The organism is Paenibacillus sp. 01T442 (assembly GCF_056398345.1).
This window is the reverse complement of sequence record NZ_JBFTPF010000091.1, coordinates 1-18499: the sequence shown is the minus strand read 5'-3', so window position 1 is coordinate 18499 and position 18499 is coordinate 1. Positions and strand designations below refer to the sequence as shown.

12 protein-coding genes are annotated in these 18499 nt (G+C 45.7%); 10 read left to right on the top strand and 2 right to left on the bottom strand.

The annotated features are described in order from the left end of the window. The 7 genes from AC1DLM_RS31255 to AC1DLM_RS31225 form a co-directional block, all read left to right on the top strand. On the top strand, positions 1-929 hold a 929-nt coding region (locus AC1DLM_RS31255), incomplete at its 5' end, for a BclA C-terminal domain-containing protein (protein WP_477572151.1). A gap of 49 nt (positions 930-978) precedes the next feature. Continuing rightward, positions 979-2283: an RCC1-like domain-containing protein gene (locus AC1DLM_RS31250; RefSeq protein ID WP_477572150.1), complete on the top strand. Its 1305-nt coding sequence runs from the start codon at positions 979-981 to the stop codon at positions 2281-2283. A 226-nt stretch (positions 2284-2509) separates the two neighbouring features. Continuing rightward, positions 2510-4222, top strand: a complete 1713-nt coding sequence (locus AC1DLM_RS31245; protein WP_441987109.1) for a glycosyltransferase — start codon at positions 2510-2512, stop codon at positions 4220-4222. 242 nt (positions 4223-4464) lie between these two features. Beyond that, complete coding sequence (locus AC1DLM_RS31240; RefSeq protein WP_477572149.1) at positions 4465-5610, top strand: type III polyketide synthase; 1146 nt, start codon at positions 4465-4467, stop codon at positions 5608-5610. Beyond that, positions 5603-6322 (top strand): methyltransferase domain-containing protein, encoded by a 720-nt coding sequence (locus AC1DLM_RS31235; RefSeq protein WP_477572153.1) that lies wholly within the window; start codon positions 5603-5605, stop codon positions 6320-6322. Before AC1DLM_RS31240 ends, AC1DLM_RS31235 begins: the two co-directional genes overlap by 8 nt. Then, the gene (locus tag AC1DLM_RS31230) at positions 6319-7470 is read left to right on the top strand and encodes an NAD(P)/FAD-dependent oxidoreductase (protein ID WP_477572148.1); all 1152 of its coding nucleotides are present in this window, start codon (positions 6319-6321) and stop codon (positions 7468-7470) included. Before AC1DLM_RS31235 ends, AC1DLM_RS31230 begins: the two co-directional genes overlap by 4 nt. 16 nt (positions 7471-7486) lie before the next feature. After that, the gene (locus AC1DLM_RS31225; RefSeq protein WP_477572147.1) at positions 7487-9637 is read left to right on the top strand and encodes an MMPL family transporter; all 2151 of its coding nucleotides are present in this window, start codon (positions 7487-7489) and stop codon (positions 9635-9637) included. A 491-nt stretch (positions 9638-10128) separates the two neighbouring features. Here AC1DLM_RS31225 and AC1DLM_RS31220 read toward each other — a convergent pair whose 3' ends face one another. Then, complete coding sequence (locus AC1DLM_RS31220; protein ID WP_477572146.1) at positions 10129-10371, bottom strand: hypothetical protein; 243 nt, start codon at positions 10369-10371, stop codon at positions 10129-10131. A gap of 175 nt (positions 10372-10546) precedes the next feature. On the opposite strand from AC1DLM_RS31220, the gene AC1DLM_RS31215 reads away from it, so the two are divergent. Then, on the top strand, positions 10547-12937 hold the full coding sequence (locus AC1DLM_RS31215) for an ATP-binding protein (RefSeq protein WP_477572145.1): 2391 nt from the start codon (positions 10547-10549) through the stop codon (positions 12935-12937). 416 nt (positions 12938-13353) lie between these two features. Here the strand turns inward: AC1DLM_RS31215 and AC1DLM_RS31210 are convergent, their stop codons facing one another. Further along, positions 13354-14409: a RelA/SpoT domain-containing protein gene (locus AC1DLM_RS31210; protein WP_477572144.1), complete on the bottom strand. Its 1056-nt coding sequence runs from the start codon at positions 14407-14409 to the stop codon at positions 13354-13356. A gap of 153 nt (positions 14410-14562) precedes the next feature. On the opposite strand from AC1DLM_RS31210, the gene AC1DLM_RS31205 reads away from it, so the two are divergent. Together AC1DLM_RS31205 and AC1DLM_RS31200 are read left to right on the top strand one after the other, a co-directional pair. Beyond that, on the top strand, positions 14563-17676 hold the full coding sequence (locus AC1DLM_RS31205) for a hybrid sensor histidine kinase/response regulator (protein WP_477572143.1): 3114 nt from the start codon (positions 14563-14565) through the stop codon (positions 17674-17676). Between the two features lies 1 nt (position 17677). Then, positions 17678-18499, top strand: an 822-nt coding sequence (locus tag AC1DLM_RS31200; RefSeq protein WP_477572152.1) for a response regulator, incomplete at its 3' end; no start/stop codon positions are given.

The following is an 18499-nucleotide window of genomic DNA, read 5'->3' as shown; positions in this document are numbered from 1 at the left end:
CCCAAGGCGTAACCGGAGCAACCGGAGCTCAAGGCGTAACCGGAGCAACCGGAGCCCAAGGCGTAACCGGAGCAACCGGAGCCCAAGGCGTAACCGGAGCAACCGGAGCCCAAGGCGTAACCGGAGCAATCGGAGCCCAAGGCGTAACCGGAGCAACCGGAGCTCAAGGCGTAACCGGAGCAACCGGAGCCCAAGGCGTAACCGGAGCAACGGGAGCCCAAGGCGTAACCGGAGCAACCGGAGCCCAAGGCGTAACCGGAGCAACCGGAGCCCAAGGCGTAACCGGAGCAACCGGAGCCCAAGGAGTAACAGGAGCAATCGGAGCCCAAGGCGTAACCGGAGCAACCGGAGCTCAAGGCGTAACCGGAGCAACCGGAGCTCAAGGCGTAACCGGAGCAACCGGAGCCCAAGGCGTAACAGGAGCAACTGGAGTAGGAGTGACAGGAGCAACCGGTGCCACAGGAGCTACAGGCGCCCAAGGAGCGACCGGCGCGGCTGGCGCAGGCGGCTTGTCCACTTTTGGCTATTTGTATAGTGTGTTGCCATCGGGTGGGCCGTTTCCAGCTGATGCAAATCTACCGTTGAACCAACGTGGTTATGTAACATCTGGCATCGATGATAGTTATTTTGCGTCTTTCATGGGACAAATTAACATAACTCAAGCCGGAATTTATGAGATCAGCTATCAAGTATCGACAACTTCTGGAATCGGAGCTCAGATAGCGCTTCGCATAAATGGTGTGATAGATGCTGGCACGCGTATCCCAATTTTATCCAATAATAGTCAAATTTCGAATAAAGTCATTTTGCAATTGAGCGCGGGTAGCACTATAAACATAGTGAATGATTCATTTATTCCAATAACATTAGCGCAATCGCCTGCAGTAGGGATCTCTATCGTAATTGAAAAAATCGCTTCTGGATACTAGTACAAGGTTCTAAACGGCAAGAAGCTCAGGACAGATGGGGGTAGATCCAATGCATAAAAAGCGAACTAAGATATGGATCCGCACCACTTTAGCTAGTTGTTTACTCATGACCTCGGCCACTACTTATGGGAATGCGATTCAGGCAACGGATGTTACCGAGCAATCGGCATTCGAAGCACCTTCCAGTCTCCTGATTGATTCAAGAGGCGCGTATTTAAATGATGTTCAATCAGCGGTTTATGGCACATTGCCGCCAATTATTTCTAGTGTAACGGCAGTAACCTATTCGGTATATGGAACGGATGAGCCCCGTATTYGCATGGGCTTCGGGCAGAGCATGGCTATTGACGATCGTGGAGCGCTTTGGGTCTGGGGCTCAGTCCAGCCTCAAGGTGGAAACTCGCTTCAGACGCCGAAGCTGGTTACAGGTATGGATCATGTTGCCGATGCCTTTATAGGAACTCATAATGTGGTCTTAAAAAATGATGGTACGGTTTGGACATGGGGCGACAACCGTTTCGGGCAGTTGGGCGACGGTACAACTGTATCTCGTCAGACGGCGGAACAAGTTTCTACACTTAGCGATATAACAGCAATTTCTGCGGGAGAATCGTACACCTTGGCGTTGAAAAAGGACGGGACAATATGGGCTTGGGGGTCGAATGAATTTGGCGAACTAGGGGATGGTACGACTACTCAGCAAACCGTTCCCATGCAGGTTCAAGGTCTGAATGATGTGTTGTCCGTATCAGCTGCGGGATGGCATAATCTGGCTTTAACTAAAGACGGCACAGTGTGGGCCTGGGGCGCTAACGCCCAAGGACAACTAGGCGACGGCACGACAAGCTCCCGCAACCGCCCCTTCCAGATTGGCGGTATTCACGGAGTAAAAGCGGTCAGTGCTGGGTATGATCATTCGCTCGCTTTGTTGAACGATGGTACGGTGTGGGCTTGGGGGCATAACGAATATGGCGAGCTTGGCGATAAGACGAATAAAGGACATGCTGCTCCCGTACAGGTTGCTGACCTCGCGCAAGTGGCCTCGATTTCTGCCGGAGAATGGTACAGCATGGCGCTGAAGGAAGACGGTACGGTGTGGGCGTGGGGTTCGAACAGCTATGGGCAGCTTGGCAACGGTACGCCTAGCCATCAAAACAGTCCTGTGCAAGTTCCCGGAATTGCCGCCAGTCAAATCTCCTCAGGCTTCTATGCAAGCGGAGCACTCGGGACCAACGGCGTGTATTATACATGGGGCTCCAACATATTCGGTCAATTAGGAAATCAAGAGAAGAATCTGCAGCTTTATCCGCAAGGAATTAATGGATTGAATTCAAAAGCGTCCAGGGAGAATTAATCAAGAAAGAAGCTGTGGTCTGCAATTGCTGCGACTGCAGCTGTTTTTCATGTAGGAACAAGACTATGTCGAATAACAACTCGGAGCGTGATTTGGTATGATAACGGACATCGTCCTAATGGCTCAGCATTTTGAAGCTATGCAAGAATGCATCCTCAACCTTCGTCTCTCTACTACAGAGCACCCTTACCATTTAATTGTTGTGTTGGAGGAAGACTCTCTGCGAATGTCTCAATGGCTAGAGCAGAATAGAAACGTAACTGTCGTGTTCTGCAAGCCTGGAACCAGCGTTGCGGCAGCTTACAATATAGGCGTTACTGCTGCTTCATCACCTCATCTTGTATGCATGCGCGAGTATATGTACGTTACGGATGGATGGCTCGGTCGGTTGAGCGACTGCATGGAGCGGCACAAGCTTGCGGCTGTGGTTGGCCCTGTCAGCAGCGGTATTAGCGGCGTTCAAAACACGCCAATTATAAGCGAAAACCCGCGAGTGATGCAGTCCTACTCCGAGAGCATTGGCATTATGCGCGAAAGTCGGAGCAAACGTGTAACTCGCGTGCTAAGCCATCATGTGATGCTCCGTAAAAGCGCCTTCGACCAGTTGGGCGGGTTTGATGAAAGATTCGAAGAAGAAAGTTACGAGGATGACGATTTATGCTACCGTGCTTTACAAGAAGGTTACGAGCTTTATGTTGCCGAGGACTGCTTTGTGCGCTACGAGCGGAAATATGGAAAATATGCTGACGATCCTTCATTGTATGATGAACAAATTAGCACAAATAGCCGAAAATCGTTTGAAAAATGGGGATTGGATATCTCATTGGCGTTACACAGTTGGAAGTGGGCTGTTACGGTCAGCTTGTGCATGATTGTCAAAAACGAGGAAGAAACGTTAGAACGCTGTTTGTCCAGTGTACAGGGATGCGTTGACGAGATCATTATTATCGATACGGGTTCCACGGATCGAACCAAAGAGATCGCTCGTCAATTTACGGATCGGATTTACGATTTTGATTGGATTGATGATTTTTCCGCAGCGCGGAATTTTGCCTTTCAGAAGGCTAAGAAGGACTATATTTTATGGCTTGATGCCGATGATATCTTATTGCCTGGGGACGCTGACAAATTCCTCGTCCTGAAGCAATCTTTGCCCTGGCATACAGATGCTGTTTCGATGGTATACAACCTCGCCTTCGACGAATTTGGCCATGTCACGGTCAGTTTGCGCAGAAACAGGCTAGTTAAGCGAGAAAGAGGTTTTCGCTGGATCGGTGTCGTACACGAGTATCTTGAAGTGTTTGGAGCGATCGAATACGCCGATGTATGCGTAACGCACGATCGCAAGCATACCCAAACTTCCCGCAATCTGCATCTCTATGAAAAAAAGGAAAAAGAAGGGAGGAAGTTCTCCTCCCGCGATTTGTATTATTATGCAAATGAACTATTCGACCATCAGCAATGGGCGCGCTCCTTACGTAAGTACGAGCAGTTCCTGGAACAGAAGGACGGCTGGATCGAAGACATTATCAATGCCTGCGGTCGTGCGGCCGACTGCTTGCACAAGCTGGGCAACCTGATGGAAGCGAAGGCGAAGGTGCTGTTATCGTTCGCTTACGAGTTGCCAAGAGCGGAGAACTGCTGCAGGCTGGGTTATTATCATATGGAAAAAAGCGATTATGCCAGCGCTGCGTATTGGTACCAAATGGCCGCTTCGCTGGAGAAACCGCAGCATCCGCAAGCTTTGCTGCAGCATGCCTGCTGGACCTGGCTGCCGCATATCCAGCTTAGCGTCTGCTATAATAAGCTAGGACAAAATGAACGAGCTAATCACCACAACGAGTTTGCTGCCACCTTTATTCCTGAAGACAGCAGAATCCTGAGCAATCGAGCCTTTTTTCAAGGCTTGGGCATTGGGGCTTCCGCGAGCACGACATGAAACGTCTGGCAGCATGAATGAAACGCACGGTCTGCGACAGAAATTTGAATGTAAAAGGGTTATCTTGCAAGCGTTCGAGGAATCGATTGCGAGGTAGTCTTTTTTTTGCATATCGCACCTAGACAAGCTAGCCTCTTTATGGAAATTTCTCTCATATAAGCCACATTTCTTGCATACATATATGTAAAGTGACCTGCATGTCCAACCAAGAATTGAATGAGCCAAGGGGATGAGCATAGACCATGAAAGAAAATCACGTTATTGCAATTCTGGGAATAGGCACCGCTGTGCCTGAATTCCGTCTTGAGCAAGCAGATACTTCTGAACGATTAACGGATGCGTTACGGGATACCCCTAACTCTGCGCGTTGGGCGAAGAAAATTTTCAAGCAATGCGGCGTAGAAACGAGATATACCTGCGAAYCGAATCTGCTTCAAACAGCGGAGCATTGCAAGTACTTTTCACAATCGAATCACGAAGCACCATCGACTTCCGAACGGATGGCTACCTATAAAAGGGAGTCAGTTCCCTTAGCTTTACAGGCAGCTGAGAAAGCCCTGGATGATGCCAAAGTTGACGTGTCTGCCATCACGCATCTAATCACCGTAAGCTGTACAGGACAGTTCCTGCCAGGACTAGATGCTGCATTGACGCAGCGGTTGGGACTAGCCGCCAATGTCAATCGGATCCCTTTCAATTTCCTAGGCTGCGCTGCTGGATTGAAGGCTGTGTGTTTGTCCCGTCAAATCGCTTCCAGCAACCCGTTCGCCAAAATCCTAGTCGTCTGCGTGGAATTGTGCACCCTCCACATTCAGCCTTCAAGTGATCGAGAGGCTTTATTTGGCGCTTCCTTTTTCGGAGATGGGGCTTCATCCTGTGTGGTCGGTATCGCAAGTGAACAGCATCATCCCATATTTCAATTAGGAAATGATCATTCGATTCTCTTGCAAGATTGCGCAGACGAAATGAAATGGGAAGTAGGGAATCACGGTTTTGATCTGTATTTGTCTCCGAATATTCCTAAACTAATTGGAACCTGGGTTCCTGAGCAAGTGGCGCATCTGCTTGATGGCGGACCTAAACCGGAACTTTGGGCGATTCATCCAGGGGGGAAAGGAATTATTGATGCGTTGGAGGAAGTGTACGAATTAACCTCGGAAGAAACGCGACCGAGTCGCACGGTATTGCGCAATTATGGCAATATGTCTTCAGCTACGATTCTTTTCGTATTCGATGAAATGAGGCAGGAACTGGTGAACCGCGGAGCAGGTCCGACAAGTGGGTTATCTCTCGCATTCGGACCAGGTCTTACGTGTGAAATGATTCAATTCACCTATCGAGGTATCGCCGCCATACAGGAAACGAAGTTAGATGAATCCTATGTTTAAGGGGCTCAAACAACGAGCAGTGCAACATGAATTAATGGATGACTTCTCGTCGGGAGGCCCCGAGCTTCGGCAAGCCTTGCAGCATTTACGTTTGCTTAATCGCATTTTTGGCGCTGCAGGGCCTACCTTATTTGGCTTTAAACGCTTATGGCTGCAAGCAGGCAAACCCAAGACATTATCGATTCTGGATGTTGGATCTGGTTCTGGTGATGTCAATCGCCATCTCTTACGCTGGGCGGATGAGAACGGTGTAGATCTGCGTATTACGCTAGTCGATATTACGGAGGAAGCGTGTGCGGAGGCGCGCGAGTTCTTTCGTACTGAGCCACGCGTAAGCGTGATGCGGAGCAGTTTATTTCAGCTTCCGGAAAATGGGGTCGATATCACGACCGGTACGCAATTTGTGCATCATTTTACGAATACGGAACTTCCGCAAGTTGTGGGCTGTATGCTGAAAGCATCCCGAGTAGGCGTTGTCATTAATGATATTCATCGGCATTGGATTGCTTGGGCTGCAGTGTGGGTGACGGCTCGCATGATTTCCAAAAACCGTTATATTTTAAATGATGGCCCCTTATCGGTAGCCAAAGGTTTTCGTGCAAAAGATTGGACGATGTTACGCAAAGCATTGGATATCTCCGACATGCTTGTCTCGTGGAGACCGCTATTTAGGTATGCAGTCGTCATTGTAAAAAGGGAGCGGGCGAGATGACTCACATCTATGAGGCAGCCGTTATTGGTGCAGGAATCGCAGGCAGTGTGATGGCCAAGTCCTTAGCTGATCATGGCTGGGATACGGTGCTATTCGATCGTAAAGCGTTCCCTAGGCATAAGGTCTGTGGGGAATTTCTATCTCCTGAGTCCCTCACGATGCTTAAAAAGCTTGGATTGCGTGAAGCCGTGTCCGCTTTAAAGCCAAGTATCATTCAACGGACAAGCTTGATTCTCAGTCGGGGAARGCCACTGGAGATCGATCTTCCTGGAACAGCTTGGGGAGTAAGCCGCTATCAGCTTGACTCTACGCTTCATCAGGCTGCTTTGCGCGCAGGCGTGCAGGTGCAGACTGAAACAACGGTAATTTCTGTGAAACCCGGTGAGCAAGGATACATAATAACTACGAAAAAGCACGGTGTGGTTCAGGAATATTACGTACGAGCTGTTATCGCTGCCTGTGGCGCAACGGCTATTCCTGGACTGCAAAGTCAAACACCGCGCGATGCCAAGTCCGTCAAAGGGGCGCATCTCGGTGTGAAATCCCACTATGCAGGGCTGGACATGGATGGGGTTGTCGAACTCTATTTCTTTGAAGGCGGTTACCTAGGTCTATCCCCGATTGAAGGTGGGCAGGTGAATGTGGCCGCCCTGTTGGAACGAGAGGCTTTTCAGCGGGCAGACAAATCCATTCTGGGGTTAATCGAGGCGGCAAGCGATAAGCATAGTAAGCTGTCGGAACGTTTATCTTCTGCACAATCTGTTCCTGGCACACAAGCGGCTGTTGCGCCTGTAAAGTTAACACGCAAGCCCCTTACGTGGGATATATTTCCACGATTAGGTGACGCCGCTATGATGCTGCCGCCGTTATGTGGTGATGGGATGTCGATGGCACTCCGCTCAGCGATGTTATGCGCACCATTGGCATCACGCTATCTGAAGGGCCAGATCAGCATAGTTGAATGGGAGCATGACTATACCCGGGCTATACATCGAGAATTCAAGGGGCCCTTGAAGTGGGGACATCGGTTGCAGGGGATATTAGCCCTTCCGTATTTGCCTCACATRATGCTTGCTGCAACTAAGTTCACACCTGGATTGGCAGATCGATTCGTGCAAGCGACTAGGCTGAAAGAAACTGAGTATTAAGGGGAKGGTTATGATCTTGCATAAACTTGCACTGATATCCCTCCGATTTCCCAAAACCATCGTCTTATTTTGGGTCGTATTCTTCCTGTATTTTGGATGGTATGCTCCTAAGCTGCCTGCTGTTTTGAAGGATCATGGGTTGATTTCAGATGGCGCTTTTGTCAAGGTCGAACAAACTCTCGCCTCTAATTTTCACATTCCAGCGAATCCTGTCATTCTCGTATTTGAGAAAAATAGCAAGCTGGAGCCCCAGCAATTCGAACGGTACATGCAGCAAGATATGATAACTTTACACGGCATGCAAGGGTTAATTGAAATTGTATCTCCGCTCGAACGGGAAGGGATGATCCAAGGGAATTACGCCTATGCGCTGCTTGGATTCGAGCAAAGTCCACATGACATGGAGCCTGTATTGCAGGACATTCAGACACGATTACCCGGGCATCGAGAGATGAACGTGTCATTGACAGGAAAGTCGGTTGTGCAAGAAGATGTCAACAGAGCGAGTCAGCATGATTTGAGAAAAGCGGAAAGCTTAGGCATCCCAACGGCATTTTTGATTCTTTGGCTGGCTTTTGGCGGTATGACTTCTTCACTGATTCCTATCGTCGTTGGCGTTTTCGGCGTTACGAGCACGATGGGCATCATGTATGGCATAGGAACACGAATTGATTTATCTAACTTTGTACTGAATGTTATTCCGATGGTAGGTCTGGCTCTGAGCATCGATTTTGCCTTGATGATGGTTAGTCGTTTTCGTGAGGAGATTCATGTGCTTCCTGTTGGACAAGCCATCCTGACTACAATGACAACAGCTGGAAGAGCCGTCTTATTCTCGGCACTTAGTGTTTTTTTAGGCCTCATGGGAATATTGTTCATTCCGCTTCCTATATTTTCGACCATTGCCTTAGGTGCAATGACTGTGTTAACCGTTTCCGTTATGCTGACGCTAACGTTAGTGCCGGCGCTTCTAACCTTGTGGTGGCCAGCCATTCGAGCAGAGCGTAGACCGCTCTATACGACAAAAGCTACGAAGAACGTGTGGTTTGCTATGGCACGATTTGTGATGAGTAGACCTATCCAAATGAGCCTGCTTGCTGCTTGTATCCTTATATGTTGTTTTCTGCCGCTGATGCAGATGAAATTAGCCATACCGGATGCGACCTCTTTGCCGAAGGGCTATGAATCCCGCGCAGCATTCGAGGCGTACCAAACACATTTTGGCACGAAAACAAGTTCAGATATCTATATACTCGCCAGAGGAAAATCAACTCAGTTGACCCAGAGTGATTGGAAGAACGCCTCTTTACTCGTACAAAAATTAGAGAGGGATCCGCTCGTTGAAAAGGTAGATTCGATTTATTCGAAATTGCGAATGCCCAATGATCAACTCTATTCGTTATCTCAACATCCAAACGCAAAAGCGGGCAATGAGCGCATCTTTCAGGCTTTTGTCCATAAGAATGAGATGCTCGTTCAGGTTCGATTAAACGGTGAACCCTCATCACAGGATGTGATGGATTGGGTGAGACGATGGGAAATAGAGGGGGAAGCAGGAGCGCTCCCCTTCCTTCTTGGTGGTGAGGCGAAGTATCAGCAGGAGATTTTCGATGATATTTTTGACAATTTAATCTATGTACTCTTGTTCATRCTCATTTCTAACTATGTGGTCTTATTCATCGCTTTCCGTTCCATTCTCATCCCCTTAAAAACAATTCTCATGAACCTCCTGAGCTTAGGTGCGTCTTTCGGGATTCTAGCTTGGCTGTTTGAAGAGGGGCATTTCGGCTTAGAACCCAGTAAGATCGCCATTATGATTCCTGTGTTTATCTTTGGACTGGCGTTTGGAATCTCGATGGATTACGGCGTATTCTTAGTATCGCGCATTTATGAGGAGTACCAGCGGACGCAAGATAATCATCGTTCTGTGCTAGTCGGCTTAGGGTCCATAAGTAAGATTATCAACTCTGCGGCAGCGATCATGATTGCAGTCACGTTACCGTTTGCGTTTGGAGATGTTGTTGGCGTGAAACAACTTGGGTTGGGTATTGCAGCTGCCATTTTTATTGATGCGACGGTGATTAGGTTGGTGCTTGTTCCCGCATTAATGGTCATTCTGGGCAAGTGGAATTGGTGGGGACCTGGGGAGGGTAGGACGCGTACATAGTGGAGTTGGTCAGAGGGATGTTTCGTAAATCTTCTGTGCTCCCGGCAAATAGATGGATTTTCTACAGGTAAATCTTTAGATTTTCCAAGCAAATCTAGAATAGATGGAAAACCTACAGTTAAATTTAACCATTTTCCTGATCTGAACAAATTGGCTAGATTTAACTACATGTTTTCCATTTAAATTGAATTATTGAGGAAATTTCTCGAAAATAGCTGTATGTTTTCCAGTTAATTTGAGTGGAGCACAAGCTGGCTACAAAACCACCAACCCAACCTGCAAAAACCAGATGCCACCCGCAAAAACCAGATGCCACCCGCAAAATCGGATGGTATCTGGTTTTTCTTGTGTGCAAATAGGTTGGCTTCATCTACGATTTCACAGCAATGACAACCGTACCTGGGACCAAATCCTAATCTTCAGCCTTCACGACGATCTGGCCGGCCGTGAATCCAGCTCTAACATAGGCAAGCAGCTCGCCATGCTTCCAGTCAGTGCGGAGCACCGCTATGCCATCTTTTGTTACTCGGATACGAGGGATCGTCTTTACTAGCTGTGGCTAGAAAAGCCATAGGTTCCGCGCTCCATAGGCTCTGACGGAAGTAATAGCTAGCTTTCTTAAAGCCGGCAAGATCCATGAATTCGGCTTGCGAAGCTCGGATAGGCCACCCTTTGGCCTCGCCCATATAATCGATTAAACTGCGCACATATCGCATCATTGTCTTTGACAGCAAGCCAGGCCTCCAGACTCGCACTATTTTCACTGCCAAAGGTAACCCGATTCGGATATTGCAGCCGCGCCTCCGGATCGGTAGAACGATAAATAGAGGAATTTCTTGGCAGTCACCGAATTGGTCAGGTAGGAAATTGTCGAATTTTGATGAAATGATCGTGTAAAGGAGATTTGCCATGCCTAACCTTGTGAAGTTGAGCCTTTCCCGTCGATTTGTTAGAATGATATTGTTTTTCGCATTGCTTGTCATGGTGGGGGCCATTGGAGTTTCATTTACTGATAAACAAGTGCAACAGTCTTACCAAGAACGCATCACGCTGCTCAAAGTGAAAGAAAAGGCTACGGCCTCCATTTATCTCCACTACAATCAAATCTTTTTACATGCAAGAGCTTTCTACGCATTCCGCCAGGAGTTTGAATATGAGGCTGTGATGAAGGAAAAGCCAGAGCTTGAGCAGGCAATGGAGACATTTGTGCAGCTTCCTTTAACAGATCAGGAGAAAGAGCTGCTTACAACGTTAAAGTCATTTGAGAAGAACTATTTCGAGAATGTATTTCCCAAATATGTCAAGCTTGCGCACGACGTCGATCCCATGGCGTTAGTGAAGACTGGCTCAGCGACACCGAGCGGCAGTGTAGGGACAAGTATCTATGATTTGTTAGGCAAAATCAATGACATCTCTACGCAAACCTCCGATCAATCAGAAATCGAAGCCCAGAATTTGTTTAAAACCTTAGCCAATCTCAATTATGTATTCTTTGCCTATGTGTTTGGTATTCTGGTGTTCATTACTTTTATGACCTCGCATACAGCTAGAAACATTGGCAGACCGCTGCGCAAGTTAGCAGATAATGCTGAGAAAGTGACATTAGGCCAGTCTGTTGAGCTGGAGATGGATAAGCGGAACGATGAGATTGGCCTGCTCAATCATTCTTTTCATACCATGCTGCAGAAGATCCAAATGAAGGAAGAAGAGCTCCTATCCCAGAATGAAGAGTTGATTGCCCAGCAAGAAGAGCTACAAATGCAGCAGGAAGAGCTTCAGGATATGTTACGCAAAATGGAAGAAAACGAAGAGCAGCTCATCAATGAAAGAGCCTTAACTAGAGACATTATGAATACGATCAAGGAAGGCGTTCAGTTTATCAATGTGGACGGCGTAATTGTATCGGCTAACTCAACGATGCATGACATATTCGGTATATCGGTGCAGCAGCCGATGTCGGATATAAGGTTAAGTGAATTTTTCGTATCCGCCACCAATGCAATTGGGGATAGTTCCGACTTAAAGCAATTTATGATTAAACAGGTTAGTGAAAATGGCTTGGATCAGAGGACATACACCTATGAGATCGATTATCCGGTAAGACGGGTTATAGAAGCCTATGCGGAGCCTTTGTATAGAGAATCGGGTAGAATCGGAACGGTTTTTGTCCATCGCGATATGACGAAACAAGCCGAAGTGGACCAATTGAAGTCAGAGTTCGTAAGCACCGTGAGCCATGAGCTGCGTACGCCGCTTTCCAGTGTATTGGGCTTTGCTGAACGATTGTTGACCAAAGAGACGAGTCCAGAAAAGCAACAGAAATATTTGAAAACGATCCATCAGGAAACCGTTCGACTGACCTCATTAATTAATGATTTCCTGGATGTCCAACGAATGGAATCAGGCAAGTCGACACATCAGAAAAATCCTGTTGATCTCATTGACGTGATAAATGGCGTTTTCACTTTGCAGCAAGGCAGCTCCACGAAGCATGACTTCAACATTCACATGCCTAGTATGCCATATATTATTTCTGGAGATCAGGATAATCTGACGCAGCTTTTTATGAACCTCGTCAGTAATGCAGTCAAGTATTCACCTGAAGGTGGGCGGATTACAGCGAAGCTTTACCATAACGGTACGCATGCCGTTGTTGATATTACCGATGATGGACTGGGTATTCCTGAAGAAGCCATTCCGAAGCTGTTTACGAAGTTTTATCGCATTGATAACTCGGATCGGAGAGCCATTGGTGGAACCGGGTTAGGCCTTGCGATTGTGAAAGGCATTGTCGAAGCACATGGAGGCGAAATTACCGTTATCTCTAAGCTAGGCGAAGGGAGTACGTTCCGCGTTAGCCTTCCCTTGATCTCCAGGCCTGAGCTCATTATCGAGGCCGATCGGCTATCAGCGGCAGCAAATGAATTCACAGGCAAAACCGTCGTGCTCATCGAGGATGACGCCAGCCTGACGGAACTGCTCACCGAGGAGCTCACTGAGAAAGGCTTCCGTGTCATCAATTACACGACGGGCGAACAAGCGCTTAAAGATATGCCGGTCAAGAGGCCAGATGCGGTTATCGTTGACATCATGCTAAATAATAGTATCGACGGATGGGAGATTATCAATCTCATCAAGGAAGATCCGACCTTACATGACATGCCTATCTTCATTTCCTCCGCATTGGATGAAATTGAGAAGGGGAAGGAAATCGGGGCAAACATGTATTTCGTCAAACCATATCCACCTAGCCAATTGTCGGGTATGTTGCTCGAGATTCTCGGTTTGAAGCGGGTGTAAGYGACGAGCGATTCCAGCAAAAGAGTAAGCATGCGTAGTCCAAGATTTTTTGGATTGTGCATGCTTTTTGTGTGCATATCTAGCGCGGATAACACGGGTACCTTGGTCGGTAATTTCATACTTCTGCGTTTGTGCTTGCGATTAACTGGAAAAAGTACATCTAAATTTGCCGAAAATGACTCGGGAATTGAAATAAATGGATTTCATGTAGCTAATTCCAGAAGAAAGTAGCGTTACAGCTGTTTCTTTAGGAAATAACTGTACATTTTCCATCAAAACTGAATTTTCAAGGATTAATCACCAAATTAGCTGGAGTATTTCCAGTTAACCTTATTTCCAAGCAGAGGTGCCTCGTCAACATCCAGTTACATAAAAAAGCCCTTAAATAAAGGGCTTGCTGGTATAACCTTTTTATATTAAGAGTTATCAAGTGATTTCTGCAGTGATTTAATTGCTTGATCATGTTTGTTCACTACATGTAAAGCAGTATCTGCAAGTTGTTTAATAGCTTCTTCATGCCGATTAACTAATTTTCTTGAATGTTCACCAATAGTAAAAAAGCTATTTCCTAGTACTCCTAAATCAGAAGTATTATAAGGATTGTTTGTATTGTGTTTTTTAATATTACCTACAATTTCTAAGAGCGATTTCTTGTCAGGAGCCTTCATTTCTGTAAGTTCTATTTTCCTAGTCAGCTCTTCAATTTCTTTATTTTTAGTATCAATTATTTCTTCATAGTTACCCATCATCGAGAACCAATCTCTTTTGAGAATGTTTATGAATGAAGCCATTTCATCTGCGCTGCCAGCAATACGATTCAGAAGTAGGATATTATCTTCCAATATTTTGGGGACTTTTGTATGAGGGTAACGAAGTAAATGATCAATTTCACCATAACCTTCTTCAAAAATGGTTCTTACCTGAATTTCAGCCAGAACAATACTCTCTTTAGTAAGATTTAATTCAACTAAATAATGAACTGAACGATATCCCGAAATTCTGGACTCTATTTTTGCTCCTAAAAGCTCGTACTGTGTTTTGTCATCACCTTCACGAATGTTTGCTGTGACCTCTGTTACTTTCCAAGTATTATCAATAAAAGTGTTAATTGCTTCCCAATCTTCTTTGAAAATGTGGATTGCTCTGATTCCTATCAAATCGGTGATTTCATCTCTATAATTATCAATTGAAAATTGAAAATTGGGGTCATTTTTTAATATTTGGCGGTCAGGTGTCTTTCTAATAAGTTTAGCTACTAAATGCTCTGGATCTTTAACACGAGATCGCACCGTATGGATATTTCCATTTGTCCTTAAAATTTTAGAAATGTATTCGGCATGTATTGAATATGCAGCAGATTTTCCGTTAAAATCATTAAAAATTTCGATGAGTGTATCCCAGTTAATATTATGATCTGTTAGATCTTTTTCTTCAAAGTTGTAGTTATGTAAGAAGGCGGCCTTGTCCAACATTCGATTTCACGTCCAATCGTATTTACTTATATAGCTTATTGTAGCAAATGAAAAAAGAAAAAGCCTCTACTATTGAGGGGCTTGTGAGATTTTTGTGAGTATGAAATGATAGAATCACTCGTATCGGACACAATCGCAGAAAGGGGACCCATAGTGAGGAGTTTTCGTCAAATCATAGGAATCAGTTTGGTGTTCTCATTTTCTATTTTATTATTTATAGGCATTTATTCGCAGATGATCCCTAGTCAAAACAAGCAGACCGCCAAACAAGGTGTTTTGGATTTATCTAAGGAGGATTTACACAAGCTCGGCGTTGTTTCCTTAAATGGGGAGTGGGAATTTTATGAAGGGCAGCTGTTAACGCCTAGTGATTTTCAATCAGGCACGCGCAGAGATGTCTCTTATATAGACGTGCCAGGTATATGGAATGGAAAGACGATAGGAGGCGGTATAAGCAACAAAGGATACGGAACATACCGTCTCTTAGTTCGGGTGAGTACTACTGACGACATATATGGCATGAAGCTGCGCAGCATCCGGATGTCCCATCAGCTTTATGTCGATGGCAAATTGGAGGGGGGAAGCGGACTACCAGCTACGAATAAAGAAACGAACATGCCGGGAAATACACCCTACAGCACATTTTTTCATGTGAATTCCCAGGAATTTGAAATTTTATTGCAAGTGGCGAATTACGAATATATGTCTGGAGGGATTGTAAATGCCATTCAGTTTGGCTTGCATGCAGACATTTCTAAACTGAATAGCTTATTAATCGGTGGTGATTTATCCCTTATTTTGGTGCTTGTCATGTTCGGAGCTTATCATCTCAGTCTCTATTTCCTACGTAGTCGAGAGAAAACGTATTTACTGAGCGGGTTATATCTCTTCTCCACGGCAGGCGTTCAGTTTTTGTACGGTGAGAAGCTGTTTCAACGATTGATACCTCAGGTTCCTTTTGACATCACGTATAAAATGCTTGATAGTTTTGAGTTTGTTAGTTCGATTCTCTGTTTATTGTTTTTTTGTTCCATTCACCAGAAGTTGATTTCACGCAACAAGATCAGGCTGTTAATTGCTCCAATCGTTCTGATCGTAGTCGTTATCATTATCTTCCCTTACGCTCTCTATAATGAAGTGAGAAGTTTATTCTTTCTATACATTGGGTTCGYCCCCCTACTGCTTCTCGGTAGGATGATTTATCTGTTCTTCAATAGTAAGAGAGGTACCTATGAACGGAAAGAACTTGGCTTGTTTATCGTAGCTATCGTCTCTTTAATGGTCTCGTTAATAGATGGTGTTTTATATTCGGAAAGTGCGATATCCTCGGATTTATGGCATAAAGTTGGGGTTATTGGTTTCATTACGTTAATGAACCTGCTGTTAGCGGTAAGGTTAACCGATGCGTACGAGAATACAGAGCTTTTGACGCATCAACTTACAGTCTCCAATCAATTGAAGGATGAGTTTCTTATGCACACCTCACATGAGATAAAGACGCCGCTGCACGGAATCATGAACATTACCTCATCTTTACTGGATGATGATGAGCACAATTTGTCCGCTAGGCAGAAGCAAAATCTATGGTTGGTCAAGGATACATCCGTAAAATTATCGATGCTCATGCAGGATCTTATTGATGTGACGCGGTTGAAGCATGGCGAGCTGCGGCTGCTTATGACAGTTGTAGATGTGCGGGCTGTGACCCAAATCGTATTTGATGTTTTGCAGTTCGAGCTTGCAGGTAAAGCGGTACGCTTGGATAACCAAGTGCCTTCGGATATGTGGGTCCAAGCGGACGAGAATCGGTTACGGCAAATCATGTACAATTTAGTGCACAATGCAATGAAGCATACCGAACAAGGTAAGATCCGTGTAAGTGCAAACATAGTGGAAGAGGATATTCACATTGCCGTTGAGGATACAGGGACAGGTATTTCACCTGATAAATACGCCAAAGTATTCGAGTATTTCGAACAACAGGAGCATGTTTTACCAGAGGACGGCTACACAGGCATGGKGGTTGGCTTGTATATTAGTCGCAAACTCGTAGAGCGAATGGGTGGGGACATTCGGATTGACTGGACAGAGGTTGGACAGGGTACGCGAATGGCTTTTAAACTACCGATGGCCATGAATTACGTGCATGTGAGCCAAAAACGATCGACGGTTGATAGCTATCAGCAAAGACTTGGAAATGACCATGAATCTTTGGATAGTCTAGAGGAGCACGCTCATACGATTCTCGTCGTGGATGATGAGGCTTCCAATATGTATACACTGCTCAATATTCTCAAAAGACATAGCTATAATGTGCTTACAGCCTTTTCGGCCAAAGAAGCGATGAGTAAAATGAGTGAACACCCGCAAATTGATCTGATAATCCTTGATGTGATGATGCCAGGTGTTTCTGGGATTGAGCTATGCCGAGTGTTGCGCACCCAGCATTCCATTCTCGATTTGCCTATTTTATTCGCAACTGCCAAGGACACTTCACAAGATATCGCACTTGGATTCAGTGTGGGAGCGAATGATTACGTCACGAAACCGTTCGAAGCCGAGACGCTGCTCGCGAGAATTCAAACCTTGATTGCGATGAAAACCTCGATCCAGGAAGCGATTCGTAATGAGCTTGCCTTCCATCAAGCACAGATTAAGCCTCACTTTCTTTATAATGCGCTTAGCAGTGTTATTTCATTTTGCTATACGGATGGCGAGAAAGCTGCTTATTTATTGTCGAAGCTCAGCCAATTCCTGCGCTATATTCTGGATATGGACCGAAATGACTTATTCGTCAATCTACATCGGGAGTTAGATTTGATTGATGCCTATGTAGAGATTGAGAAGGCGCGCTATGGAGATCGATTTGAATTTATTTGTTATGTGGATGATAGTCTGAAACATTTCTCTATTCCCTCGCTTTGCATCCAACCTTTTGTGGAGAATGCGATTCGACACGGCTTGTTCGAAAAAGATGAGTACGGAACCGTCACATTAACGATCCAAGAAGGAGACGACTATTTACATGTAACGGTGCAGGATAATGGGATCGGGATCCCAGATGATTTGCTCTATAAGATGGCGAGCGGAGAACGTGGAAGTGGAGGCATTGCGATTGCGAATATTCGTAAAAGGGTAGATACGATCCCAGGAGCTTCACTGTCGATCAGCTCAGAAATGGGGCGAGGAACGAAGGTTACCATGTATCTGCCTTTAACCAGAAACGATAAGGATGTCTTCGTAGAAAGGTGGGATGAACTTGATTAGGGTGGTTATCGTTGAAGATGAAAAACCGATTCTCGAATTAATGAAGGTTCTGATCGGAAGGAACCCGCATTATAGCATCGTTGGGGCTTTTAATAATCCGCAGGAAGCGTTAATTTCCATGCCGGAACTGAAGCCTGATCTGGCTTTTCTGGATGTAGAGATGCCGAAAATGAATGGGCTTGAACTTGCTCAGCGAATAAATGACATCATGGAGCAGACCAAAATTATCTTTACGACAGCCTACAAGGAGTATGCGTTAGATGCCTTCAAGGTCTACGCTTTTGACTATATCCTAAAGCCAGTTACACCTGCTGCCATTGAACGCATTACGAGTCGCCTCTTGAAGCTAGAACAAGTGACTGAGCCCACTGTAATCAAAACGCGACAATCTGTGATCCGTTGTTTCGGAAGTTTGGAGGTACGCAATCCAGAAGGTGCACTTGTCCGTTGGCCAACGAAAAAGACGGAGGAGCTGTTCGCCTATTTCCTTTGCAACCCAGGACAGGACATTAATAAATGGTATTTGGCCGATATGTTATGGCCGGATATGCTGGAAGACMGCGCTTCGCATAATTTACATAATACAATTTATCGCTTGAAAAAGCTGTTGAAAGAACAGGAAATCGGTATGGATATTCTCAAAACGAATGATGGCTATATGTTAGTTACGTTAGGGAGTATGTATGATCTATTGGAGTTCCAGTTAAGTGAGATAACTTCCTTAGAAGGGATTCAAGAGATCACGCKAGCAGAAAGGGTATGTTCCCTTTATCGAGGCTCGTTGTTAGATCGCAAGGATTATCTGGATCGCAAGGATTATCTG